This window comes from Paludifilum halophilum (genome assembly GCF_002245355.1).
GTDB lineage: Bacteria > Bacillota > Bacilli > Thermoactinomycetales > DSM-45169 > Paludifilum > Paludifilum halophilum.
Window position 1 is genome coordinate 15,382 of the sequence record NZ_NOWF01000015.1, and the last position, 24,091, is coordinate 39,472.

Below are 24,091 nucleotides of genomic sequence, written 5' to 3' on the forward strand. Positions count from 1 at the left end.
GGAGGATCCCATGAGAACGCTGATTTTTGATCTGTGGGGAGAGTGGGGGCACTTCCGGAAATATTACTCCACTTCCTCTCCCCTGACTTTTTCGGTGATCCCGCCGACGGCGGTATTTGGCGTGGTCGGTGCGATTCTCGGGTTGGAAAAGGAAGGGGACCAATATCTGAAGATCCTCCGTCAGGCAGATACCCTGGTCGGTGTGGGTTTGCGCAAACCGGTGAAAAAAAGCACCCTCGGACTCAACTTGATTAACACCAAGGGAAATGTTTGGGTTCCCAAACGCCGTAAGGAAGGGGCCCGGACGCAAATCCGAACGGAGTTTTTACGGGAACCCGGCTTTCGCCTTTTTGTTTCCATGAAGGATCCCGATCTATACGGAGAGCTAGTGGAACGCGTCCAAGGGCATCGCCCTTTTTATACCCTTTCTCTGGGTTTGAGTGAGCTGTTGGCGAACTTTGTTTACGTGGGCGAAGCGGATGTTTTTAAAGGATCCGCCGCTGGTGAACCGGTTGAGATGGATTCGATCATTCCGATGGGGCTGATCCGGCAAAAGGGGATTCCCTTTACAGAGGGAAAGCGTTACAAAAAGGAGCGAATGCCGCTGGCAATAGATGACAATCGCGTGGTCACTTCTTATGCGGAGTGCTTGTTTGAGACACAGGGATCGGGGATTCAGGCGGAGGTGGATCATTTCTGGGAGGGAGAAGGAACCCGGTTTGTCTTTTTAAACGAAAAGGAGTGGACGGACGGATGAGTATGCTTTGGTCCCATCCGGATCAAACCTTAAAGAACCACTTGAGCGGGGTTTTGGATGTCGCCCTTTCCTGTGTCGAGAGCCGTTCCTTTTCCGGGTGGAATCCCGACCGTTTAAAAGATCTGACCGCTGTGGCGGCGGTGTTTCATGATTTTGCAAAGGCGACTTCCTATTTTCAATCGTATATTTTGTCGGAGGAGAAAAAGAAGACCCGACTCCGTACCCATTCCGCTCTTTCCGCCGTTGTCAGTTATTATGTGGGGAAACACGTTCTTGAAGGGAACGGGGAGAATCCTTTCCCCGCTTCCTTCTTTTTATTCATGGCCGTGCGTCGACACCACGGGAATATACAAAACTTGATGTCGGAGATCAACGCTTTTCGCGATCAAGATGAGATTTTGCTGAAACAGGCGAAAGCGATCGATTATGATGGGTGGAACCAAGTGATGGAGGAGTTGCTTCCCCGGTTGCCCCGTCGAGTGGCTGATTTGTTGCCCTTTGACGAACCGAGGATCCGTTCTTGGATACTGGATTTTCAACACGAGCGGAGACGCTTGCGTAAATGGGTGAGAAAACGGTATGAAAGAGATGATTTTCGTAAGGTTACGGATTACTTTCAATATAGTGTTCTTTATTCCATTTTATTGGATGCGGATAAAAATCAGGCGGCTTTAAGAGAGCATATCCGGTTGGGGCGCAGGGAGATCGATCCAAGTATCGTGGATCGATTCAAATCGGAACAATCTTGGCCATCCTCCGGCTTAAACCAGTTACGGGAGCAGGCGTATCAGGAAGTGGCCGGGAATGTGGATTGCGCGGAAGGCCGTTTATTTTCTATTCAACTGCCGACGGGAATGGGAAAAACGTTAGTCGCTTTGAACGCGGCATTGAAACTACGCGAAAAAAGGAAGAGGGAAACCGGAACTCCACCGCGCATCCTTTACGCTCTTCCGTTTTTGAGTGTCATCGACCAGAACCACCGGGTTTTCGAGCAAGTTCTCAGCACCGGCCGAAATCCGGTGGATCACTCGCTGATGATTAAGCACCATTCCCTGATGGCCCCCGAATACCGTCATCCTGAAGAGGAGGATTTCGTTTACGATTCGGATGCCGCGCAGATGTTGTTGGAAGGCTGGAATTCGGAGATCGTGTGCACCACCTTTGTACAACTGTTTCAATCCCTGTTAAACAATCGAAACCGTACCCTGCGTAGATTCCACCGCTTTTCCCATGCGATTCTCCTCATCGATGAAGTGCAAAGTATCCCTGTGAAATATTGGTCTCTCATGCGAGAGATGCTGCTGGAAATTTCAGAGGGAATGAACAGTGATGTGATCCTGTTGACGGCGACAGAGCCGAAAATCTTCGAGCCTTCGGATCCGATCACTTCCCTTTGTGAACGACGCCGATACTTTGAATCCCTTCATCGAATCACGATTCATCCGCGGTTATCGGAAAAACAGACCCTTGAAGAAATGGTGGAGTCCATTCCCATCCGAAAGGATCAGACCCATCTTTTCATTATGAATACGATTTCATCGGCGAAAGAGCTTTATTCCTTGCTGACGGAGCGGATTCAGGAACCGGTCGGCTTTTTGTCGACTCACCTGCCGCCCAAGGAAAGGCTGAGAAGGATCCAGGACATAAAGGCCGGCGATTATCGTTGGGTGGTCAGTACCCAGCTGGTGGAAGCCGGAGTGGATATCGATTTTGATGTGGTTTACCGGGATTTGGCCCCCCTGGACTCGATCAATCAATCAGCGGGCCGGTGTAATCGAAACGGTAACCGATCGGGTCAGCTGCATGTGGTTCATCTGTGGAATGGGACAACCCCTTATGGAAGCTATATCTATGAACCGGTCAAGTTGGACGTGACCCGCTCCTTGCTTCAGGATTACGACGCTGTCAGCGAACCGATGCTGTTGCCCTTGATCGACTCCTACTTTGAAAAAACCAAGCAAGTGTCCAACCGAAGTGAATCGGATCGGATTTTAAAAGGGGTCCAAAGTTTATATTTCGCCGGTGAAGAATCCCCCGACAGACGACCGGTGAATCAATTCCGCCTGATTGAAGAGGATCAGCAAAAGATGGATGTATTTATCGAGTTGGATGACGAGGCCGCTGGTGTATGGGCGGAATTTGAAAGGATTGTGGAGATGGAGCATTCATTGGATCGTTACCGTCAGTTTTCTACCATTAAAAAGCGTTTTCGGGAGTATGTCATTTCTATTCCGACCCAAGTCGACCATCGACCTCCGCTGGTCCACGGGATCGGTTATGTAGGGCAAGCTACTCTCAACGACTATTACGATTGTCAAACCGGCTTTATTCCCCAGGGGGTGACCTCCATTTGGTAAACGGTACACTCGTCTGGTACTACTTGATCTGCCGGCGGGAAGCTTGGTTAATGGCGCACAATTTGGAACCGGAACAGGAGAACGAATCGATCGAGATGGGTCGTTTTTTGCATGATACGGCTTATCCGAAGGAGCGAAAAGAAATCCTGTTCGGTCATATGAAGGTGGATGTATTGCGTCGTGAAGGAGACAAATGGGTCATCGGAGAGGTGAAGAAGAGCTCCCGGTTTCAACAGAGCGCGACGATGCAACTTTTGTTTTACATCCGGGAACTGCGAAAAGCGGGAATCGATGCTGAAGGGGAGTTACAGTTTCCTGAAGAAAAAAGGAAGGTCTCCGTTCAACTGACCCCCCGGGCTGAAGAAGAGTTGGAGAACGTCATCCGTGAAATTGAAAAAATCATCGAGTCAAAGACTCCTCCATCCGCTGAGTGGTGCCGGTATTGTCAAACTTGCGCCTACAGCGACTTTTGCTGGGCCTGACGGAGAGGAAGCAAATGAAAAAATCCATTTATGTGTTTACAAACGGGGAAATGCGTCGAAAGGATCAAACATTATACTTTGAGGGGGAAGAGGGCAGAAAATATATCCCCGTCGAAGATACCAAGGAAATCCATATCTTTGGAGAAGTGAACGTCAGCAAAAAATTTCTGGAGTTTTGTTCCCAAAAAGAGATTATTCTGCACTACTACAACTACCACGGCTATTACAGCGGCTCTTTTTATCCGAGAGAGCATCTGAATTCGGGTTATATGACGGTGGAACAGGTTCGTCATTATCTGGATGAAGACAAGCGGTATCGGCTGGCCCGCTTGTTTGTCGACGGCGCCGGAGACAACATGCTGAAAGTGTTGCGGTATTATCAAAATCGGGGGAAAGAAGTGGGAGCGGTGGCCGATCGAGTGGAGTCCGCCCTGAAGGATGCGGAAAAAACACAAGATCGACCGATGCTGATGGCGGCGGAAGGACATATGCGCGAAGCCTATTATTCAGCCTTTGATCCGATTTTACAAAATAAGAACTTCCGCTTTGAAAAACGGTCCAAACGCCCTCCGCTGAATCGCTTAAACGCTTTGATCAGTTTTGGTAACTCCATTTTGTACACGATCCTTTTAAGCGAAATCTATAAAACCCATTTGGACCCGCGGATCGGATTTTTACACACGTCCAATTTTCGCCGCTTTTCTTTACAGTTGGATGTGGCCGAGATTTTTAAACCGATCATTGTCGACCGTTTGATTTTAAAAATGGTCGGAAAACAGATGCTCACAAAGAAAGATTTCGATCAAAAACTAAACGGCATTCTATTATCGGAAAACGGAAGAAAGAAGTTTGTTGCGGAAATGGATGAACGGATGAAGGCGACAGTCAAGCATCGAACCTTAAACCGAAAGGTATCGTATCGCCGTTTGCTTCGGATGGAGCTGTATAAGCTGCAAAAACACATCATGGGTGAAGAAACCTATAAACCCTTTGTATCCCCTTGGTAGGAGAGAAGACGAATGTTTGTGATTTTGGTATACGATGTCAACCAAAAGCGCGTGGGGAAAGTGTTGAAAAAATGTCGTCAGTTCTTGAATTGGGTACAGAATTCGGTCTTTGAAGGCGAGATCAGCCGTTCCAATTACTATCGCTTAAAGCGGGAACTGCTTGCACTCATTCACGAGGAAGAGGATTCCGTTATTTTTTACACCTTCCGCTCTTTGTCGTACTCCAAAAGGGAAATCATCGGATTGGAAAAAGGCGGAGAAACCAACTTCCTATAAAAACATGAAGGCGTCGTCGATCCCCAGTAAGGCAAACCCCCCCCCCGGGGATCGACGACATTTTTGTAATTGATGGATTCCTTGATATTGCGGGGAAAAACGGAAAAGGGAGTTGAGAAGAGGCGGATTTTCGTGTACCTTATGAAGAGAAGGAAATGGCTCGGTTGTGGGCTTTTCTGGGGTTGCCAAGCTACCTATGAGGAATTGAAACACGGATCTTGCTTCGATGGATCCTCCTGCGCCGGTTCATGTTATTGATCTACCTATGAGGAATTGAAACTTCCCTGGCATCCTTCTCCTCCGCCATTTGATCCATCACTGATCGGTATTCCTCTACGACTTGTTCATTCGTCACGCCATGGACCTCCCGACAATGGCGGGCGAAGTGAGTTATTGATCTACCTATAATGAATAAATAATGTGTTACCAAACTATCTACAAGGGTTAGGGATCGAGTGTGAATGTAACCCTGACCCACCCAAGAACGTGCTAAATCAACGCCTCTGGCAAACGCGGTTCGATCAGACGGAGAAGTAAAATTAACGGGGTCTCATTTATGAAAAATGGATTTTATTTCGGAAGGCGAAATGGTCGTCGATGTCCAATAGGGGAAAAACTCCCGGGGATCGACGACATTTTTGTACCCGCTGGATTCCTTGATATCATGGGAAAAACGGAAAAAGGGAGTTGTGGAAAGGAGGGTTTTCGTGTACCTTAAGGAGAGAAAGAAATGCCTTGGTTGTGGGCTTTTCTGGGGTTACCAAGCTACCTATGAGGAATTGAAACCCGTAATTTCTCTATTGATCGTTGCTATTTTGTTGTGTTACCGTTACCAAGCTACCTATGAGGAATTGAAACCGTGCTTGATGTGACGAAATCGTACTGGTAATATATAGTTACCAAGCTACCTATGAGGAATTGAAACACAAATTTCTGAATAAAGGAGTCGCGAAGAGAGTCGAAGGTTACCAAGCTACCTATGAGGAATTGAAACACGGGAGACGGGGATACAGCGGATATTAGAGCGGATATGCGTTACCAAGCTACCTATGAGGAATTGAAACAACGACAGACAACGGGACATGATAGAGCGGTACTTCGGTTACCAAGCTACCTATGAGGAATTGAAACTCAAAATACCCAAGGTTTACTTCACGTTCACCATCCGTTACCAAGCTACCTATGAGGAATTGAAACCAACGACACAAAGTACTATCTTGTCGAGAAGTGTTCTCTTGTTACCAAGCTACCTATGAGGAATTGAAACATCTTAAACCGCTTGGTTTTCCCCGTCTTTTGTTCCTTGAGTTACCAAGCTACCTATGAGGAATTGAAACCCTTTTCGGGCTTCAAGCCTCCTACACGCATCCCTTGTTACCAAGCTACCTATGAGGAATTAAAACCTGTGTCCTCTTTCACCGTGTCCTCTTTTGCCATATCCTCGTTACCGATCTACCTATGAGGAATTGAAACCGCCTTGTAACCATCCGATGGGATCGCCACGGCCCAGTTATTGATCTACCTATGAGGAATTGAAACTGGTGGCATGGAAAGTGATCCCGCCCGCTATGAAGGGCGGTTACCAAGCTACCTATAAAGAATCGAAAATCCGAAACACGCGTTGTAATCTTCAAATGCCGTTCTCTTGTATGCGATCGACGAGGATTCAGGGTTCAACAACGGTTCGATCAGATGGAGAAGTAAATTAACGGGGTCTCATTTATGAAAAATGGATTTATTTCGGAAGGCGAAATGGTCGTCGATGTCCGGTAGGGGAAAAATCCCCAGGGATCGACGACATTTTTGTACCTACTGAATTCCTTGATAGGACGGGAAAAACGGAAAAAGGGAGTTGTGGAAAGGCGGGTTTTCGTGTACCTTAAGGAGAGAAAGAAATGGCTTCGTCATGGGGTTTTCTGGGGTTACCGATCTACCTACAAGGAATTGAAACGTTCTCAAGTTGATAAGCCCGAATCGGAGCGCGTTGAGTTACCGATCTACCTACAAGGAATTGAAACAACAATCAGATGAAAAAGAAAAATAGGATTTCCACCAGTTACCGATCTACCTACAAGGAATTGAAACGCGAGGTTTTGTCAGGTGACTGAGTCAATTAATTGGTTACCGATCTACCTACAAGGAATTGAAACAATCTGGGACGGGTAGATCGAGACATCGAGGAACAGTTACCGATCTACCTACAAGGAATTGAAACCGAGTGTCGGCCTGTACAGCGGGTCGAAAAACCTTGTTACCGATCTACCTACAAGGAATTGAAACACGCCCTCAAACTCCACCCAAGCGACGGCTTCAGCCATCACGTTACCGATCTACCTACAAGGAATTGAAACTTCGATATTCTTCCGTACGTCTTTCTGTTAGGGGAACAGGTTACCGATCTACCTACAAGGAATTGAAACCTCGGAGGGAGAGCAGATCCCCGACTCGGAGCCCAACTCGTTATCGATCTACCTACAAGGAATTGAAACCCGGGTATTGAAACCGGGCGGTCATTTGCTTTGCTTTGGGTTATCGATCTACCTACAAGGAATTGAAACCGGAAATATCCAATGCATCAGTGATCGTTTTCTTCTTTTGGTTACCCATCTACCTATAAGGGATTGAAACGTGACTTCACGATGAAAATGTTCGGCGTTGATCGCGGTTACCGATCTACCTATGAGGAATTAAAACCCGCAACACGCGGTGTAACCTTCAAATCTTTGTATACCTCCTACAGGAATTCAGCCTTCAAAAGCAGTCTGATCAGAAGAAGTAAAATTAACGGGGTCTCATTTATGAAAAATGAATTTTATTTCGGAAGGCGAAATGGTCGTCGATGTCCGGTAGGGGAAAAATCCCCAGGGATCGACGACATTTTTGTACCTACTGAATTCCTTGATAGGACGGGGGAAAGCGGGAAAAGGGAGTTGTGGAGAGGCGGATTTTCGTGTACCTTAAGGAGAGAAAGAATTGGCTTCGTCATGGGGTTTTCTGGGGTTATTGATCTACCTATAAGGAATTGAAACTTGGTTTAGGCGGATCTTTTTCTATAGGTTTTCTGCGTTATTGATCTACCTATAAGGAATTGAAACTTCCCCCTGTTCGCCCAGGCGGGCGTTCATAATCTCGTTACCGATCTACCTATAAGGAATTGAAACTGGCACTCTGGTGATCATCGACCATGGCGGCGGGATTCAGTTATTGATCTACCTACAAGGAATTGAAACATCGTCGCTGAGGGCATTCTGGCTAATCAATATATGAGTTATTGATCTACCTACAAGGAATTGAAACGTTTTTTTCTGCGGTGTTCTTTCGTGTTGTTAATTAGTTATCGATCTACCTACGAGGGATTGAAACCGCATGCCCATGACGATATTTGCCGGAGTGGAAAGGATGTTGCCAAACTACCTACGAGGGTTAGGGATCGAGTGTGAACGTAACCCTAACCGACCCAAGAACGTGCTAAATCACAACGCTTCTGGCAAACGCGGTTCGATCAGATGGAGAAGTAAAATTAACGAGGTCCTATTCATAAAGATGGATTTATTTCGTGAATCGAAAATGTCGTCGATGTCCGGTAGGGGAAAAATCCCCGGGGATCGACGACATTTTTGTACCCGCTGGATTCCTTGATATCATGGGAAAAACGGAAAAAAGGAGTTGTGGAAAGGCGGGTTTTCGTGTACCTTAAGGAGAGAAAGAAATGCCTTGGTTGTGGGCTTTTTTGGGGTTACCAAGCTGCCTACAAGGAATTGAAACGGTCTTCTTTCGTCTCCAAACTATTTCTGCTAACGTAGTGTTACCAAGCTGCCTACAAGGAATTGAAACCTGAACCCATTTTCGGTGTTCTCCCTTCTGGTCACCGAGTTACCAAGCTGCCTACAAGGAATTGAAACGTCGAAAAGGGTCAGACGACCCGTATCGGTGAGAAAGAAGGTTACCAAGCTGCCTACAAGGAATTGAAACTCTGTGGCTTTGTGTTGGAATTCATATGGGATTTTGAGTTACCAAGCTGCCTACAAGGAATTGAAACATTTCTATCAGATCGTGAAAAGGCCACTCGGACCCGTTACCAAGCTACCTACAAGGAATTGAAACCTTCGCATCTTCGTAGGTGAATTTCATCTTAGTTCTCGTTACCAAGCTACTTACAAGGAATTGAAACTCCAGGCTAACGAACCAGCAACGGAACCAACAACCAGGTTACCAAGTTGCCTACAAGGAATCGAAACCCAGATAGTAGGTGGGTGTATCCTTTAACAATACCGCGTTCGTCTTTTGCTACCAAGGATCAAACTTCAAAAGAGGCCCGTCCAAAACGGCAATGTAGAATCGTTAGGTCCTCCTTTATCATGACGGGAATTTATTTCGGGAGGCGAAATGGTCGTCGATGTCCGGTAGGGGAAAAATCCCCGGGGATCGACGACATTTTTGTACCTACTGAATTCCTTGATAGGACGGGGGAAAGCGGGAAAAGGGAGTTGTGGAGAGGCGGATTTTCGTGTACCTTAAGGAGAGAAGGAAATGGCTTGGTTGTGGGCTTTTCTGGGGTTACCAATCTACCTATGAGGAATTGAAACGTAACGGCTACTCGCTTTCCGTTGCGCCACTTCTCCACTTGTTACCAATCTACCTATGAGGAATTGAAACAATGCCTGGGTAATCAGCAACGCCGGAATAAGGTTAGTTACCAAGCTACCTATGAGGAATTGAAACTCCTGGCCGTCGCTGTTGGATCGGTTGGCGTCCTCCGTTACCAATCTACCTATGAGGAATTGAAACAAAGTATCCGATCTGTTTCCCGTCGGCTTGACACGCGTTATTGATCTACCTATGAGGAATTGAAACTCGTCCCACTCGCTGATCTTGTCGATTCGACATCCTGATTCGGTTATTGATCTATCTATGAGGAATTGAAACCCATAAACCACCCCCTTGTGGACGGTGGCTTTTTCTGTTACCGATCTACCTATAAGGAATTGAAACCCCGGAAGACGAAACCCCCGCCAACTTCCCGGCGCGATCTACCTATCAGGAATTGAAACAATTCCGTCTCTCTTCTTGCAATTCGTCAATTCCGGTTACTGATCTACCTTACCCATCCCGCATCCCCCTCATAAAAGCCTTTCATCTGTTGCCTAACCCATATAACGCACCTCAATACCGCTCCTTGAGCGGTTTTTTGTGGCCGGATTTCTAACTTCCGGTACTCTTATCTTATCGGAAGTTAGAAGGGCGGGAGGATTTTTTCTAAAGTAGAGGGGGGTTAGTCGTTAAACCGGGGATGGGGGACGATGCTGTTCTGTGAGGGGTGGGAGTGGTGTTTCGCTTCTTTGAACTTCCCGTTGAAACGGGTGAAGCGGCAACGGATGATATGGATCGGGTGAGAATCTTCATTCAGGAATATGTAGTCCTGGTCATGGGTGGTGTTGGTTGCCTGACTGGCGTTGATTTGGTAAAGTTGTCCGCAGGTCTTGATGGATCGTAAAAAGGATATTTTTTGGTTCGGCTTAAGGAAGGGCCTCAGGAGGATGACATGGATCATATCACCATGACGAAAGCGGTACGGTTGGAGGAATTGGGCGGGGATGTGAAGCTTCTCCCCAGGGTCGGTGTTACCGGTTCTCGGCTGATGGTTTTTTCCCAGGCGGAGGCACCGGTGTTAACTGAGATTTCTCTGGTGGATGGATCGATCCAAAGGCGCTTGTTGGAAGATCCGGGAGTGGAAATCCACTTCGTGCAGGCGCTTGCCCCAAACCGAAGGTTGCTTGTCTCCGCTTTTTCTGAAGGCGGGGAGAAAAATGCCTTTGTATATGATGGCTCGGGAAAGCGGTTGTTCTCTTTCCGAGCGGGGGATGCAGTGGAAGAAGTTCAGGTGATGGACGATACCATTTGGATCGGATATATGGAAGACGGGATCCTGAAAGAGGATTCCTTCAGCAAACATGGGGCTCTTGCCCTGGATCCCGAGGGAAATATTTTGTTCAGCTATCGGGAAACCGCCGGACGGCAGGGATTGCCTGGAGTCCGGGACTGTTACGGGCTGAATGCGACGGAGGACGGGGAAGTGTGGCTCTATTATTCCATAGACCATCTGATGGCTCGGATTACTAGGGGCCGGGTGAAGCAGTTTTGGAAAGGGGGACCGGTGCTCAGCTGGCACTCCCCTCTTGTCCAAGCGAGGGGATTTGCTCTTTGGAACCGGCAGCTCCTTTTTGCAACTCCGGCACGGGAACTTTATTGGGCCTCCTTGAGGCACGGGATCTTGGAACGGGTGAAGCCCGTTGATGTCGAAGGGCGGGAAATTGCCTTCAGCCGTTACTGGACGCGCGATTTCCGCCTGTTCCTGCTGGAAGGTTCCGATGTTTATCTGTATGATATGAAACAGCATGGAATGAAGATGTAAGAATGGGCTTTCCGGTTGGGGGCTTGTATTGCTCTACTGTTGTTTTTTTGTCCATCTTTTTTCTGTATGGGGTCGGTTTCTCGGAGACCGGCTTGGTTTGTTATGGTATCCTTTAGGATATCTGAGAGAGCGAAAGTAAAAAAGTCATGCGGATTGAAAAAGGGAAAGGAGTAGGGCGCATGCTTACCTTTGAAACGGAGAAGGGCCGGTTTAATTTTCGGGTGGCGGGGATCGCCATCCGGGAGGATAAGGTGCTCCTGCACCGCTTGGAAGGGGAAGATTTCTGGTCCTTGCCCGGCGGGCGGGGAGAGTTTCTGGAAAACACCCGGGACACCTTGGAACGGGAGTTCCGGGAAGAAGTCGGGGTCGTTCCGGAGGTGGACCGCCTCCTATGGGTGGTGGAAAACTTCTATTACTATGACGACCGGGATGTTCACGAACTGGCTTTCTACTATGCGATCACCCTTCCGGAAAAGTCTTTGGTCCGAGGGATGAAACCTTTCCGGGTCAGAGAAGGGGATGGCCAAGTCCTTCTTTTTCAATGGCACCGGCTTAAGGATATGGAAAAAGTGACACTCTATCCCGCTTTTCTCGGAACAGCGCTGAAAGAAGGTCGCTTCCCTCTGTCTCCCTGTCACAAAGTGCATACCGATCAAGCGCACTAGGCAATCCCGAACCTATTATCCATTTTCATATGAAACAGGAGAGCGGAACGGTATGGTTTTCATTCAAGTGATCCTGCCGGTTTTCTTTATTTTGGGAATCGGTTTCATCGGACAGAAAGTGCTTCAATTGAATATCCGATCTCTTTCCACTGCTGGTCTTTACCTGATGTCCCCGTGGCTGGCTTTTCGCACTTTTTATACCAATGAGGTAGGGCTTCAGCAAGTATCGATACTGGTCTACTCTGTCGCTCTTTCTCTTCTCTTAATCGGTGTGGTCAAAGGAGCGGCCAGGTTGGCCGGATGGTCCGCTTCTGAAGAAAGCGGGTTGATTCTGGCCTCTGCTTTTATGAACAACGGCAACATGGGTGTTCCGGTGATTTTATTCGCTTTTGGTTCGGAGGCGTTCGATTATGCGGTGATGATCATGGTGATCCATACCTTCTTGATGGGTACCATCGGGATCTATGTGGCGGCCCGGGGTTCGATGCCGGCTGGTGAAGCCTTGAAACCGATGATCCGCATGCCGATCGCCTATGCCGCCGTCCTGGGCCTTCTCTGGCAACGTTTCGACTGGCCGATGCCGGAGGAGATGTTCAAAGCGGTCGATCTTTTGGCTGACGCTGCGATCCCCACCATTATGTTGGCATTGGGGATGCAGCTATCTACTATCCGGCTTCATGCTGCCGATTTAGGGAAAATATCTTTTTCTCTGGCAGCCCGATTGCTTCTTTCTCCCTTGATCGCCTGGGGACTCGCCGTCCTTCTCGGAGTGGAGCCGTTGCTTTTGAAGGTGATGGTCATCGCCGCCGCCATGCCCACTGCGGCCATCACAACCATGTACTCCTTGCAGTTTGATAGCCAACCCGAGCTGGTCTCCAGTGTCACATTGACCAGCACTCTCCTCAGTGCATTCACGTTATCCGGGTTGTTGTGGTTGTTGTGACTGGTACGATCCCCTCATGATAGGATCGATCCATCCGACAAGGTGGATAAAGCACGGATCGATGGAGGGGATTTGGAAAAGGCGGGAAGTCCCGCCTTTTTCTTGTGGGCTATATGGATGCGCGAATTCTTTTTATAGTTCTTCTCCGTTGGTGGCGATCACTTTTTGGTACCAGTGGAAGCTATCCTTTTTGGAACGGGCCCGGGTGCCATGGCCATAGTCGTCCTGATCCACATAGACGAAACCGTATCGCTTGGACATCTCAGAGGTGGAGAAGCTGACGAGGTCGATCGGACCCCAGGAGGTGTAGCCGATCAAGTTGACCCCGTCCCCGACGGCTTCTTTCATCTGTTGGATGTGGCTTTTCAGATAGGTGATGCGGTAAGGGTCGTGGACACTGCCGTCCTCCTCCACCTCGTCGAAGGCGCCGAGGCCGTTTTCGACAACGAAGAGGGGTTTTTGGTAGCGTTCATCAAACATGTTCAACAAGGTGCGAAGGCCCATCGGGTCGATCTGCCAGCCCCAGTCCGAAGCTTCCAGATAAGGGTTTTTCAGGCCGGAGATCAGGTTGCCGGCCGTCTCTTCTCCGTGGACCTCCGGACGGGCCGAGACGGCGGACATGTAGTAACTGAAGGAGATGAAGTCGACGATGTGTTCCTTCAGGAAGGCGTCGTCTCCCGGTTCTTTTTGAAGCCGGATATCGTGTTCGGCGAAGAATCGGTCGGTGTAGGAGGGGTATTCCCCACGGGCCTGTACGTCAGTGAAAAAGAAGGTGTTGCGCTGGTCTTTCAAGGCGGCGAAAACGTCTTCCGGATGGCAGCTGTTCGGGTAGTTGATGATGCCGATCACCATACAGCCGATCTTGGCGTCGGGGCTGATCCGGTGGCAAGCTTCCACAGCTTTGGCACTGGCGAGGAACTGATGATGGGCCCCTTGGAATTTGGCTTGCAGCAGATTTTCCTCTGCCACCTGATCCCGCAGGATGCCCAGGCTGATATAGGGAGCCATCAGCAGGGAGTTGATCTCGTTGAAAGTGATCCAGTATTTCACCTTGTCCTTGTAACGGCGGATCACCGTCTCTGCATACCGGGCGAAAAGGTCGACGGTTTTGCGGTTCAGCCACCCTTGATACTCCATGGAAAGATAGAGCGGCATTTCATAATGGGATAGCGTCACTACCGGTTCAATACCGTGTTTGCGCATCTCGTCAAACACCCGGTCGTAGAAGGCGAGCCCTTCCTCGTTGGGTTCCGTCTCGTCCCCCTTGGGAAAGATACGCGTCCACGCGATCGAAATTCGGAACGCCTTGAAACCCAGCTCTTTCAGGAGGGCGATGTCTTCTTTGTACCGGTGGTAAAAGTCAATGCCGAACCGCTTGGGAAACACTTTTTGATCTTCGTTTTTCAGCGTTTCTTCAATCTCGGCAGAGCTGGGAAAGGGCAGCTTCATGCGCTTTCGGTCTTCCGGTTCCACAAATTCCACTACGTCTGCGATCGAGAGACCTTTGCCCCCTTCGTTGTAGGCGCCTTCCGTTTGGTTGGCGGAAATCGCCCCGCCCCACAGGAACCCTTCCGGGAATTTTGGTTGAAAGTTCATGCCAATCTTCTCCCTTCATGGTTTATGAGATAATGAGCTTTGATATTTCCATTTGCATCGCCCTTGTAACCGGACTTTTCTTCAAGAATACAAAAACCTAATTTATGGTGCGGGAATAGTAAGAAAACGACCGCCCAAAATTAGGTTTTGCCTGTCGAACAGTAACAATCCCAATATGATGCATATGGTTGAAAACGCTTACCGTATTTATAGCACGGGTCGAAAACCCTGTCAACGACAAGTAAGAGTGTGAAGGCGAAAACGTTTTCGGCTGACAGATGGGCGACGGGTGAAATGTCGTATGAGTTAGCTTGGAACAGCAAGTATGTTCCTTTACGCTAAAAAGCTTTGAAATACATAGGATGGGCGTGTAGAGCTGGTGGAAAAGCGCTTTCTCTAGTGGTCAAACCTTTGAGTTCCAAAAATGAAAAACTCATTCGTGTTCATTCAGCTAAGATTGGAAAAGCTTTAGGATGGTTGGATTCGGCAACAAAATCTGCAATTATAAAAGCATTAAGAAAGGCGGGGATTCCTAAAGGGGACACTAATAAGATTGCAGAATTGCTCTTGTGGTTGGCTTAAGGGAAGAAAATCCTGGAGGGCATTAAACTGTGGCTAAGATTGGATGGGCTAGTCGCGTTATCTCTATGAGTTTATTTATACTTCTTACGATCGCTATTTTTTCCGTAGTAGTTGTTGCAAACCTCGGGATATTAACCCTTTTGGAAATGGTTGATTTCTTGGGGATCCATTTCAAAAACACAGCAAGCCTGATCTTGTTCTCGATAGGCTTATTTCTTTATCTGATCCCCGCCTTCCTGGTCGGCCTATTTATTGAACTGATTTGGGTGCACCTTCGTGGAGCGAATACGTACGGCAAGGAAGTAGTGGATGCTTTACTCGGTTTTTTTCTTATGGGGAGTTATATTTATTTCCTGGAAAAGCTGCTTGAAGGGGTATTCATTTCTTTTTATGGTTTACTGGCGATCACCTTTATTGATTCAATCGGATTAAGTGCCATTGAATATCTAAAGGCCCCCTAAGGCGGGGGAGTCCCCGTCTTTTTTCTTGCCTCTATGATTCGATCGGGTGCGAAAATACGTGGAAGCCTGCCGCGATCGCAAACGGGTACGGGAAGTGGGCGTCGATTGGTGAGCGGCCGAGGGGTTTGTTTTATCGGTCGATAAAGTGAGTCCGTGAACCGTTCGGAAATGAATTGTAAACAGAAAATGAGCTGTTCAATCCCGGTTTGTGCCACTTCCGTTGATTTTTTCTTTTTGTCGAAGAAGCCGGACGGTATCGGGGCAGTTCCCGTTGCTCTTTGATGAACCGAAGAGTGAAATAGACGACATTGAAGGCGACAAATCCGATCACGATCGTTTCCAGAAGGTTCAAGGTGACCCACGCCTTTCATCCTTTTGACCTAATGGTAGCACATGCTTTTGCCGTATATATTGAGGGGATGTAAAGAGGAGCTTTCATCCTTGTTAATTGATCTTGGTGCGGCATGGCCCGTATTGGAAAACCCCACGATTGGCATCGTGGGGTTTTCTTGCCTGAAAGGCGAATACACCCTTTTTCCTCGAATAAGGTCCATGTGAGAGGAGGGTGTGCATATGAAACGGATCCATATCCAAGAGTTTTTCACCCACTTTGATATTGTTGCGACAGGGTTGGTGTTTTTGGCGGCGTTCGGATGGTCCCTTCCCCATATGGGGGCGTTGTCCACATGGGCGGCGATCGGGGCGGGGATGCTGGCTTACGCCACAAGTGAGTATGTAATCCACCGGTTTTTGTTTCACTTAAAACCGCCGAGGCAACCGTGGCTTTTGAAATTGCTTAAACGCCTTCACTATGATCACCATGCCGATCCTGACAATCTGAAGTTGTTGTTTTTGCCGATTTGGTACAGCTTTCCCTTGATCGGGCTGGTCGGTGGGGCGGCTTATCTTTTGACGGCGGATGGGGTGTTGACGGTTGCCTTTGTTACAGGGGTTGTCGGTTATCTTCTCTATTACGAATGGATGCACTATATCGCCCATCGGCCGGTGAAACCTCTCACCCCCTGGGGCCGGTGGATGAAACGTATGCACCTTTGGCATCACTTCAAAAATGAACGGTACTGGTTTGGCGTGACCCATCCGCTGCTGGATTGGTCCTTGGGGACGTGGAAAGATGAAAAGAGCACCGAGCGAAGCGCTACGGTGCGGAATTTGGAAAGAAGGGGATTTTCCTCCGTTTCGGAATCGATGGAGGAGGATCGGCTATAACAGGAGGAAAGCAACCGGTGTGACAAAGATCAGAGTCAGGAGCGTCCGCTCCACCCAAATGATCAGGATCTCACCGATCCGGACCGGGATTTCCGTGGACAGGATACAGGGAATAGAGGCGGAGAAGAAAAGGATGGAAGAGACGGAAACGACGCCAATGATGAACTGGGTGATCAGGGGTGCTTCCGTTACCAACAGAGCAGGCAGGAACATCTCCGCAATTTCCACAGAAGCCGCCTTGGCCGCCAACATCGGTTCGGGGATCTGCAACAGCCAGGTCAGCGGATAAAAAAGGAAGCCGACCCCATCGAAGAAAGGGGTGAATTGGGCCAACAGCAAACCGATCAGTCCGACGGACAGGATGGAAGGAAGGATCGCCATCGTCATCACGAACCCGTCCCGCAGGTGACTCCAAAGATTTCGGGCCAAAGGCGGAGATTGGGCGGCGGTTTGCATCGCTTCCCGCCAAGCGTGTTGCCACCGGTTTTTTTGGATCAATGCTTCCGGACGACCTTCACCGGTATAGTAGGTATCCCTTTTCTGATTCAAGGGCCACAATCGGACGGTTACCGCCGTCACCGAGAAAGTGGTTAGGAGCGCGACCCAGAAAAACAGATTCCAGATTTCCATCAGGTGCAGGGTTTTGGCGACGACGATCATGAAAGTCGCTGATACGGTGGAGAAGCCGGTAGCGATAATAGCGGCTTCCTTTGCGGTGTACCTTCCTTCTTTGTACATGCGGTTCGTGATCAGCAAGCCGATGGAATAGCTCCCGACAAAGGATGCCACCGCGTCGATCGCCGATCGGCCCGGGGTTTTCCAAATGGCACGCATGATCGGGCGCATCCATGTCCCGATAAACTCCAACAGGCCGTATCCCGCCAGAAGAGCGAGAAAGGCGGAACCGATCGGGACCAGCAGGCCGACGGGGATCACCAGCTTTTCAAAGAGAAACGGGCCGATATCCGGGATGAACAGCCAGGAAGGCCCTGTTTGGAAGACAAGCATGATTGCAACAACAAATCCGAATCCTTTCAGGATGGAAAAAACAGTATCCACGCCGCTCCGGTTCCAGGTCCGGTTCACAAAGGGATGGAGAGCGCCGAGACCGATAACGGTCAAAACGTAATAGGAGACAGCGGAAGGAAAAGTTTGTTCCAAGAACGTTACCAGATGGTCCAGGGGGATGGAGGACCGGTCGTTGACGGTGACAGGGACGAAAAACATGAACAGGCCGATTATACTGAATAAAAAGAATTTTACCACCGGTTTGCCGGATCTTGGCTGATGAAAGGTTTTCACAGGATCCGTACTCGGTTGATTCATGATCTCCCTCCTTTGGTATGGAGGAAGGCAGGTTTTAAACCTGCCTTCGTTGCATGAATCCCGTCAGAAAAGAGAGCATGACATGGGTTCCCGCTTTGACGGTGGCTCCGGAGACATCCCGGGCGGGATCGAGACAGACGAGATCCATGCTTCCAACTTTGGAACAAGTCCCCGCCAAACGGACCGCCTCGAACAGTTCGTCGGTGCGCATGCCACCGGGGGTAGCCGCAGGGGCTCCCGGTCCCTGGGTAATGTCCAGTACATCCATGTCTACAGTCAGATAGATGGTGTCCACCTTTTGCGATAAGCGGTCGAGGCTCTCCCGGATCACGGTGTCGATGCCCTGTCGGCGCGCTTGTTTCAGAGTGACGTAGTGGATACCGGCTTCATCGGCGAAGTCTTTTAATGAACGGGCATTGAAAAAGCCGTGCAGACCGATATTGTACACGTCTTCTCCCCGGACATCGCCGCTCTCGACCAAGTTGCGAATCGGGGTCCCGTTGGCCGGGCCGAACTCCTCCAGACTCCGAAGATCAAAGTGGGTGTCCAGTTGTAGAATGCCGAGGCGCTTGTCCGGATGGGCCTCTTTCCACCCCTTGACCAGCATTGCTGTGATCGAGTGGTCACCGCCGATCACCAGCGGAAAGGTATGGGGGTGGTGTCGGCGCATTCCCTTCATTGCTTCCCGGATGTTCCGGTGACAGGCCGCGATATCGGTCACATGCTGAGGAACATCCCCCAGATCGACCACCCGCAGAGGGGTCAGGTCGACATCTTCCTCCAAATTGTAGGGGGTGAAGGATTTCCATGCCCGTCGGATCGCATCGGGGTTTTCACTGGCCGCTGAGGCGCTGATGGATGAACGGGAAAGGGGAACGCCCAATAAGGTAACATCCACCGAGGACCAGTCCGTTTCGTCCGCGGTCCGAGGATTCAGCGTTTCGATCCATTGGTGAACTTTGGGCTCCGAGACATCCCCCGCCGTGTTCCAACGGAACGGAGGCGGCTGTAACAAAGGATAAGGATAGGTTTTCATGTTTTTGCGGTTTCCGAAACCGTTCCTCCTTTCTGTAGGATTAATACGAAGCGGAAGTGACGGCGGGAGACGGCTCTCCGTTCCGTACGACGACCTGTCCGTTTTTGATCACGGTATTCACGTGATGGGATCCGTATCGGTATTGTAGGCTCATATAGTTGGAGACGTCGAAGATGGTCAGATCCGCTTTTTTGCCGGGTTCGACGCTCCCGATTTCATGGCCGCGCCGGATGGCGTGAGCCGCGTTAATCGTGGACGCGGTCAGCACTTCGGCCGGGGTCATGCCCATCTTCAGACATCCCAGATTCATCATCAGAGGGAGGGAGACGGTGGGGGAGGAGCCCGGGTTGCAATCCGTGGACAGGGCGACAGGGACTCCGGCGTCGACCATTTTGCGTCCGTCGGCTGACTCCGCCATCAGGAAAAAGGCGGTTCCCGGGAGGAGGACGGCGACAACACCCTTTTCAGCCATTCTCTGGATCCCTTCCTCTGACGCTTGGAGCAGGTGATCCGCCGAGACGGCGCCGAGTTCGGCGGCCAGTTCGGCTCCGCCGCAGGGCTCGATTTCATCGGCGTGGATTTTGGGGAGTAATCCGTGCTTTCGTCCGGCCTCCAAAATGCGCCGGGATTGTTCTGGAGTAAAGACGCCCCGTTCACAGAATACGTCGTTGAATTCCGCTATTTTCCGTCGGGCGACTTCCGGGATCATTTCCTCGATCACCTGGTCGACAAAGTCGTCGGGACGGTCCTTATAGGCGGCGGGGACGGCGTGAGCACCCATAAAAGTGGAAATGACGTCGACGGGATGATCCCGGTCCAGCTCTTTGGCCACTTCTAACTGTTTTAATTCGTGTTCCAGCGTGAGACCGTAACCGGATTTTGCTTCCACTGTCGTTACTCCGTGGGTTACAAACTGGTTTAACCGCTTCCGGCTCTCCCGAAAGATCTGATCCCGATCGGCTTTTTGTGTGGCTGAGGTGGTGGCATGGATCCCTCCGCCGGCGTTCATGATTTCCATATAAGTGGAACCTTTGAGACGCATTTCAAACTCGTTTTCCCGGCTTCCGGCGAAAACCAGATGGGTATGGGGATCCACCAATCCGGGAGTCACGAGGCAACCCGTGGCATCGATGACCTCGGCTTCACGAACCCGGTCTCCGACTTGGCGCAAGACAGCCTCATCTTGATCCGCCAGCCGGATGATACCCTCTTCGATCCAGACACTTCCGTCTTCCACGATTTGCAGCGCTTCCATGTCCTTTCCCCGCAGAGGAGCGTCAGAGCTTCCTTTCAGTGTCACCAGTTGTCGGGCCTGTCGAATCAACAGCGGTTTAGAGTTCAAGGGAATCTCTCCTTTTCTGTAGCATCGGGATGCGTATGCCTTTCTCCCGGGCGGTTTGAATGGCCTGATCATAGCCGGCATCGGCATGGCGGGCGATTCCCATCCCCGGGTCGGTGGTGAGGACGCGCTCCAGACGGACCTGTGCCGCCCGGCTCCCGTCAGCGACGATCACCATGCCGGCGTGCAGGGAGTAACCCATCCCCACCCCGCCTCCGTGGTGGACCGATACCCAGCTTGCGCCTCCGACGGCGTTGATCAGAGCGTTTAGGATGGGCCAGTCAGCAACCGCGTCGGTACCGTCCTTCATCCCTTCCGTTTCCCGGTTGGGAGAAGCGACAGAACCGGAATCCAGATGATCACGACCGATGACGATCGGGGCTTTCAGTTCCCCCTTGGCCACCATGTCATTGATGATCTTCCCAAAACGGGCTCGTTCTCCGTAGCCCAGCCAGCAGATGCGGGCGGGAAGTCCTTGGAAGGCGATTTTTTCCCGAGCCATCCGGATCCAGCGGCACAGGTGTTTGTTTTCGCTGAATTCCCGCAAGATCACTTCATCGGTTTTGTAGATGTCTTCCGGGTCGCCGGACAGGGCCACCCAGCGGAAGGGGCCTTTTCCCTCGCAAAATTGCGGGCGGATGTAGGCAGGGACGAATCCGGGGAAATCAAAGGCGTTCTGGACCCCCTGATCCTTGGCTGCTTGGCGGATATTATTGCCGTAATCAAAAGCGATCGCCCCTTTGTGTTGCATGGACAGCATGGCCCGGACATGGACAGCCATGCTTTCCTTGGCCTTTTTCTCCAGTGCTTGGGGGTTTTCCCGGCGCAGTCGGTCCGCTTCCTCCAGGCTGGTTCCTAGGGGGAGGTATCCGTTGAGCGGATCGTGAGCGGATGTCTGATCGGTGACGATATCGGGAATCCATTCCTTTTCCACCATCCGGGGGAGAATCTCCGCCGCGTTGCCCAGAAGGCCGATGGAAAGAGGGATTCCCTCCTTTTTGGCATTTTCGGCCATCTCGATCGCTTCGTCCAGGCTTTCGGTCATCCGGTCCAGATACCGGGTGTCCAAACGGCGCTGGATGCGGGACCGGTCCGCTTCGACGGCGATGACCACCCCGTCGTTCAGCGTGACGGCCAGGGGCTGTGCACCCCCCATCCCTCCCAGACCGGCGGTTACTGTCACCGTCGATTTCAGACTGCCGCCGAAGTGCTGGCGAGCGCACTCCCCGAAGGTTTCGTACGTTCCCTGAACGATGCCTTGGCTGCCGATATAGATCCAACTTCCCGCCGTCATCTGACCGAACATGGTTAGCCCTTTTCGATCCAACTCGTGAAAATGATCCCAGTTGGCCCATACGGGTACCAGGTTGGAATTGGCGATCAGGACCCGGGGAGCGTCGCTGTGGGTGCGAAATACGGCGACGGGCTTTCCCGACTGGACCAGCATGGTTTCATCCTCTTCCAACCGGGAAAGGGTGTCGACGATGGACTCATAGGCCTCCCAGTTCCGCGCCGCCTTCCCGATACCGCCGTAGACCACCAGATGTTCCGGCTTTTCGGCGACCTCCGGATCCAGATTATTCATCAGCATCCGCAGTGCGGCTTCCTGGACCCACCCCTTAGCGTGCAATTCCGTCCCCCGGCGGGCACGGATGGCTTGCGGGGGAGACAGATGCCGTCCCATGAAATACCACCTCGCAATGATTGGGATGTATCGTGAGTATATCTCCTTTTCCGAAAAATAAATACCGACCGGGAATTCGAAAAAGGAACACGGTTTTTGAATCTGAAAGGGATCTTGTAAGCGTTTTCCTTTTAATGTGTCTGTTGTTTTAGGTTCTGGTTTTTTCTTTGGTTCCGATAAGCCCGCGGGGACAAACCGACATTCTTTTTAAACACACGACTAAAATAGTTTGTATTTTTAAATCCCACTCGGTCGGCGATTTCCTGAATCGGCCGATGGGTCTCTTCCAATTGTCGTTTAGCGTGATTCAGACGGATACCGGTCATGATTTGCCGGAAAGTCGTCTTTTTTTTGTGGGAAAGAAGGTGACTGAAATAGGTGGCGTTGCGTCCCACATGCCGGGCGACTTCACGCAGGGTCAGGTCGGATCGGTGATAATGGTTTTCCATATAGCGGATTCCCGTTTCGACTACATCGATGGCGGCTTTTTTTCGGTTTTGCTCCGCCCCTTCCAAGATGTCGTAGATAAACAGGAGCAGATCTTGAACGATCCGATACAAGATCGGGCGGTACAAAATCGTGGAAAACACCTGGTGATATTCGTTTTCAAAAGAAGGATCCCGGTGAAGGGCATGGGTCTGCATAAATCGCCTCAACTGGGCCAAGATGCTGGTCAGACGGATCCGCAACAGTCCGGGCTCCGGAAAGGGAGGTGACAACTGGAGGAATTGGTCGTACAACCACTTTTTCAGACCTTCCCGGTCGCCCTGTTCCAGCATGTTCATCCAGGTTCGCTGTTCATCGGGAGTGAGGAAGGGATCGATGGAAATCCAGTTGACAGGTTCATCGGCTGTTAACACCTGATGATATCCTTTGAAAAAACGCAACTCCAGTGCTTGTTTTGCAAACAGGTACCGTTGGCGAAGGGAGATCGAGGGATCGCGTGTCCAGTGAAGTGCGAGGGACAAGGGTTCTTCCAGCCGGCTGGACCAATCGCTCAACAGACGGTGTCCTTCCCGATGGAAGTGTTTTTTTTCATCGGATCGAGTCGGCGGAAATACGCATACAACGGTATCGCTCAGAGGAAATAGAAGCGGCCGAGTATGAAAGGGGTATTCTTCTAAATAATCGAGCAGGACCGGTACTCGGTCCGAATGTTCCGGTTGAATCATCCACAGGCAACCCGGCTTCCCCGTCTGCTCTCGGTCCAGGAAGAGAGAGCGGTAGGACAAGGGCGGAACGGACGCCGGAACGGAAGGGTCAGGGGAGGATTCCTTTTCCGCCGTTTGTCGGTAAATACGATGAAGCGATCGTTTAATCCGGTCAGGGGAAATGGGCTTCACCCATAAATCTTCCGCCTGAAGCTCGATGGCCTGTATCGCCCGCTCGAAGGTGGCTTCCGCCGTTACTCCGATCACGGCTTGCACATGGCGGGACACTCCTTTTTTAAATGTTTCCCACCGATCCCGGGGAACCATATCCAGCTCGAGGCACAAGACTTGGGGAGCTTCCTGTTCCATCGATTCTTCCGCTTCACCGGCATCTTCGGCGAGCAGTACCGGATCGAAGGGGACCGGGTAAGAACGGACGAGCCATTCCAATCCGTAGCGCTCCTTAGGATCGCGGTCAGCGATCAGCAATTTTACCATGCAAAACACCTCTGCCTTCTATCTCAATCAGGAGCGAGATCATAAAAACCTGTCTTGAATAGGTTCCATACGGTTTTCCTCCTTCCTCTTTCCTACCGATAGCAATTCCGGCCACCGTCGGAAGGTATACCCGATGAAGCGGTGAAGTATGATTCAGTAAATCGTGTGTTAGAAGGGCGTCGTATTCTGACATAGCGACCTTTGCCATCCTACTTAGCGGAGAAGCTGGAGGGAGGGCGCTTAGAGGGAAGATTCTCCCTTGTAACACTTCCGAACGGCTTTGCCCCTGCCC

Annotated in this window: 19 protein-coding genes and 5 CRISPR repeat arrays; of the genes, 12 read left to right on the forward strand and 7 right to left on the reverse strand. The window is 50.5% G+C overall.

What is annotated here, in order from left to right:
- The first annotated feature begins 10 nt into the window (after nt 1-10).
- The 9 genes from cas5b to CHM34_RS17405 all read left to right on the forward strand — a co-directional run bounded on the left by cas5b (nt 11) and on the right by CHM34_RS17405 (nt 12,899).
- The gene (cas5b, locus tag CHM34_RS17365; protein ID WP_094265884.1) at nt 11-757 is read left to right on the forward strand and encodes a type I-B CRISPR-associated protein Cas5b; all 747 of its coding nucleotides are present in this window, start codon (nt 11-13) and stop codon (nt 755-757) included.
- Nucleotides 754-3,114, forward strand: a complete 2,361-nt coding sequence (locus CHM34_RS17370) for a CRISPR-associated helicase/endonuclease Cas3 (protein WP_094265885.1) — start codon at nt 754-756, stop codon at nt 3,112-3,114. The genes cas5b and CHM34_RS17370 overlap by 4 nt, the downstream gene beginning before the upstream one ends.
- A complete protein-coding gene (cas4, locus tag CHM34_RS17375) occupies nt 3,108-3,596 on the forward strand; it encodes a CRISPR-associated protein Cas4 (RefSeq protein ID WP_206093837.1) in 489 nt (162 codons plus the stop codon). Before CHM34_RS17370 ends, cas4 begins: the two co-directional genes overlap by 7 nt.
- Before the next feature lie 14 nt (nt 3,597-3,610).
- On the forward strand, nt 3,611-4,603 hold the full coding sequence (gene cas1b, locus CHM34_RS17380; RefSeq protein ID WP_094265887.1) for a type I-B CRISPR-associated endonuclease Cas1b: 993 nt from the start codon (nt 3,611-3,613) through the stop codon (nt 4,601-4,603).
- A 12-nt stretch (nt 4,604-4,615) separates the two neighbouring features.
- Nucleotides 4,616-4,879, forward strand: coding sequence for a CRISPR-associated endonuclease Cas2 (gene cas2 / locus CHM34_RS17385; RefSeq protein ID WP_094265888.1), 264 nt, complete (start codon nt 4,616-4,618; stop codon nt 4,877-4,879).
- 756 nt (nt 4,880-5,635) lie between these two features.
- Nucleotides 5,636-6,488: a CRISPR direct-repeat array (repeat unit 30 nt; unit sequence GTTACCAAGCTACCTATGAGGAATTGAAAC).
- Between the two features lie 312 nt (nt 6,489-6,800).
- Nucleotides 6,801-7,574: a CRISPR direct-repeat array (repeat unit 30 nt).
- A 304-nt stretch (nt 7,575-7,878) separates the two neighbouring features.
- A CRISPR array of direct repeats spans nt 7,879-8,243; the repeat unit is 30 nt.
- 371 nt (nt 8,244-8,614) lie between these two features.
- Nucleotides 8,615-9,118: a CRISPR direct-repeat array (repeat unit 30 nt).
- A 317-nt stretch (nt 9,119-9,435) separates the two neighbouring features.
- Nucleotides 9,436-9,871: direct repeats of the CRISPR family, unit length 30 nt; unit sequence GTTACCAAGCTACCTATGAGGAATTGAAAC.
- A gap of 334 nt (nt 9,872-10,205) precedes the next feature.
- Nucleotides 10,206-10,373, forward strand: coding sequence for a hypothetical protein (locus tag CHM34_RS19430; RefSeq protein ID WP_169713811.1), 168 nt, complete (start codon nt 10,206-10,208; stop codon nt 10,371-10,373).
- Between the two features lie 48 nt (nt 10,374-10,421).
- Complete coding sequence (locus CHM34_RS17395) at nt 10,422-11,291, forward strand: YxiH-YxzG fusion protein (protein ID WP_141201756.1); 870 nt, start codon at nt 10,422-10,424, stop codon at nt 11,289-11,291.
- A 179-nt stretch (nt 11,292-11,470) separates the two neighbouring features.
- Nucleotides 11,471-11,956, forward strand: a complete 486-nt coding sequence (locus CHM34_RS17400; protein ID WP_169713812.1) for an NUDIX hydrolase — start codon at nt 11,471-11,473, stop codon at nt 11,954-11,956.
- A 52-nt stretch (nt 11,957-12,008) separates the two neighbouring features.
- Nucleotides 12,009-12,899 carry an AEC family transporter gene (locus CHM34_RS17405; RefSeq protein WP_094265892.1) on the forward strand — a complete coding sequence of 297 codons (891 nt, stop codon included), beginning with the start codon at nt 12,009-12,011 and terminating at the stop codon, nt 12,897-12,899.
- Nucleotides 12,900-13,031: 132 nt separating this feature from the next.
- Here the strand turns inward: CHM34_RS17405 and CHM34_RS17410 are convergent, their stop codons facing one another.
- Nucleotides 13,032-14,495, reverse strand: coding sequence for a glycoside hydrolase family 1 protein (locus CHM34_RS17410; RefSeq protein WP_094265893.1), 1,464 nt, complete (start codon nt 14,493-14,495; stop codon nt 13,032-13,034).
- A 348-nt stretch (nt 14,496-14,843) separates the two neighbouring features.
- On the opposite strand from CHM34_RS17410, the gene CHM34_RS19435 reads away from it, so the two are divergent.
- Together CHM34_RS19435 and CHM34_RS17415 are read left to right on the forward strand one after the other, a co-directional pair.
- On the forward strand, nt 14,844-15,077 hold the full coding sequence (locus tag CHM34_RS19435) for a YqxI family protein (protein WP_500690235.1): 234 nt from the start codon (nt 14,844-14,846) through the stop codon (nt 15,075-15,077).
- A 29-nt stretch (nt 15,078-15,106) separates the two neighbouring features.
- Nucleotides 15,107-15,538 carry a hypothetical protein gene (locus CHM34_RS17415; protein ID WP_094265894.1) on the forward strand — a complete coding sequence of 144 codons (432 nt, stop codon included), beginning with the start codon at nt 15,107-15,109 and terminating at the stop codon, nt 15,536-15,538.
- A 130-nt stretch (nt 15,539-15,668) separates the two neighbouring features.
- Here the strand turns inward: CHM34_RS17415 and CHM34_RS17420 are convergent, their stop codons facing one another.
- On the reverse strand, nt 15,669-15,890 hold the full coding sequence (locus CHM34_RS17420) for a hypothetical protein (protein WP_094265895.1): 222 nt from the start codon (nt 15,888-15,890) through the stop codon (nt 15,669-15,671).
- A 221-nt stretch (nt 15,891-16,111) separates the two neighbouring features.
- Between CHM34_RS17420 and CHM34_RS17425 the strand changes: the two genes are divergently transcribed.
- On the forward strand, nt 16,112-16,765 hold the full coding sequence (locus CHM34_RS17425) for a sterol desaturase family protein (RefSeq protein ID WP_094265896.1): 654 nt from the start codon (nt 16,112-16,114) through the stop codon (nt 16,763-16,765).
- Here the strand turns inward: CHM34_RS17425 and CHM34_RS17430 are convergent.
- The 5 genes from CHM34_RS17430 to CHM34_RS17450 all read right to left on the reverse strand — a co-directional run bounded on the left by CHM34_RS17430 (nt 16,760) and on the right by CHM34_RS17450 (nt 23,799).
- Entirely contained in the window at nt 16,760-18,091 is a 1,332-nt protein-coding gene (locus CHM34_RS17430) for a YjiH family protein (protein WP_094265897.1), read from the reverse strand. The two genes, CHM34_RS17425 and CHM34_RS17430, sit on opposite strands and share 6 nt — an antisense overlap.
- 34 nt (nt 18,092-18,125) lie before the next feature.
- Nucleotides 18,126-19,127, reverse strand: a complete 1,002-nt coding sequence (locus CHM34_RS17435) for an agmatinase family protein (protein ID WP_094265898.1) — start codon at nt 19,125-19,127, stop codon at nt 18,126-18,128.
- 40 nt (nt 19,128-19,167) lie between these two features.
- Nucleotides 19,168-20,469 carry an imidazolonepropionase gene (gene hutI / locus CHM34_RS17440; RefSeq protein WP_240512066.1) on the reverse strand — a complete coding sequence of 434 codons (1,302 nt, stop codon included), beginning with the start codon at nt 20,467-20,469 and terminating at the stop codon, nt 19,168-19,170.
- A complete protein-coding gene (gene hutU / locus CHM34_RS17445) occupies nt 20,459-22,150 on the reverse strand; it encodes a urocanate hydratase (protein ID WP_094265899.1) in 1,692 nt (563 codons plus the stop codon). Before hutU ends, hutI begins: the two co-directional genes overlap by 11 nt.
- 131 nt (nt 22,151-22,281) lie before the next feature.
- Complete coding sequence (locus CHM34_RS17450; RefSeq protein WP_094265900.1) at nt 22,282-23,799, reverse strand: helix-turn-helix domain-containing protein; 1,518 nt, start codon at nt 23,797-23,799, stop codon at nt 22,282-22,284.
- Nucleotides 23,800-24,091: the final 292 nt, after the last annotated feature.

Excerpts from the sequence above, each read along its gene's own strand:
- cas1b (WP_094265887.1), top strand. The coding sequence starts at position 3,611 with ATGAAAAAATCCATTTATGTGTTTACAAACGGGGAAATGCGTCGAAAG.
- CHM34_RS17400 (WP_169713812.1), top strand. The coding sequence starts at position 11,471 with ATGCTTACCTTTGAAACGGAGAAGGGCCGGTTTAATTTTCGGGTGGCG.
- CHM34_RS17430 (WP_094265897.1), bottom strand. The coding sequence starts at position 18,091 with ATGAATCAACCGAGTACGGATCCTGTGAAAACCTTTCATCAGCCAAGA.
- CHM34_RS17410 (WP_094265893.1), bottom strand. The coding sequence starts at position 14,495 with ATGAACTTTCAACCAAAATTCCCGGAAGGGTTCCTGTGGGGCGGGGCG.
- CHM34_RS17395 (WP_141201756.1), top strand. The coding sequence starts at position 10,422 with ATGGATCATATCACCATGACGAAAGCGGTACGGTTGGAGGAATTGGGC.
- CHM34_RS17425 (WP_094265896.1), top strand. The coding sequence starts at position 16,112 with ATGAAACGGATCCATATCCAAGAGTTTTTCACCCACTTTGATATTGTT.
- hutU (WP_094265899.1), bottom strand. The coding sequence starts at position 22,150 with ATGGGACGGCATCTGTCTCCCCCGCAAGCCATCCGTGCCCGCCGGGGG.
- CHM34_RS17370 (WP_094265885.1), top strand. The coding sequence starts at position 754 with ATGAGTATGCTTTGGTCCCATCCGGATCAAACCTTAAAGAACCACTTG.
- CHM34_RS17405 (WP_094265892.1), top strand. The coding sequence starts at position 12,009 with ATGGTTTTCATTCAAGTGATCCTGCCGGTTTTCTTTATTTTGGGAATC.
- cas2 (WP_094265888.1), top strand. The coding sequence starts at position 4,616 with ATGTTTGTGATTTTGGTATACGATGTCAACCAAAAGCGCGTGGGGAAA.
- cas5b (WP_094265884.1), top strand. The coding sequence starts at position 11 with ATGAGAACGCTGATTTTTGATCTGTGGGGAGAGTGGGGGCACTTCCGG.
- CHM34_RS17450 (WP_094265900.1), bottom strand. The coding sequence starts at position 23,799 with ATGGTAAAATTGCTGATCGCTGACCGCGATCCTAAGGAGCGCTACGGA.
- CHM34_RS17435 (WP_094265898.1), bottom strand. The coding sequence starts at position 19,127 with ATGAAAACCTATCCTTATCCTTTGTTACAGCCGCCTCCGTTCCGTTGG.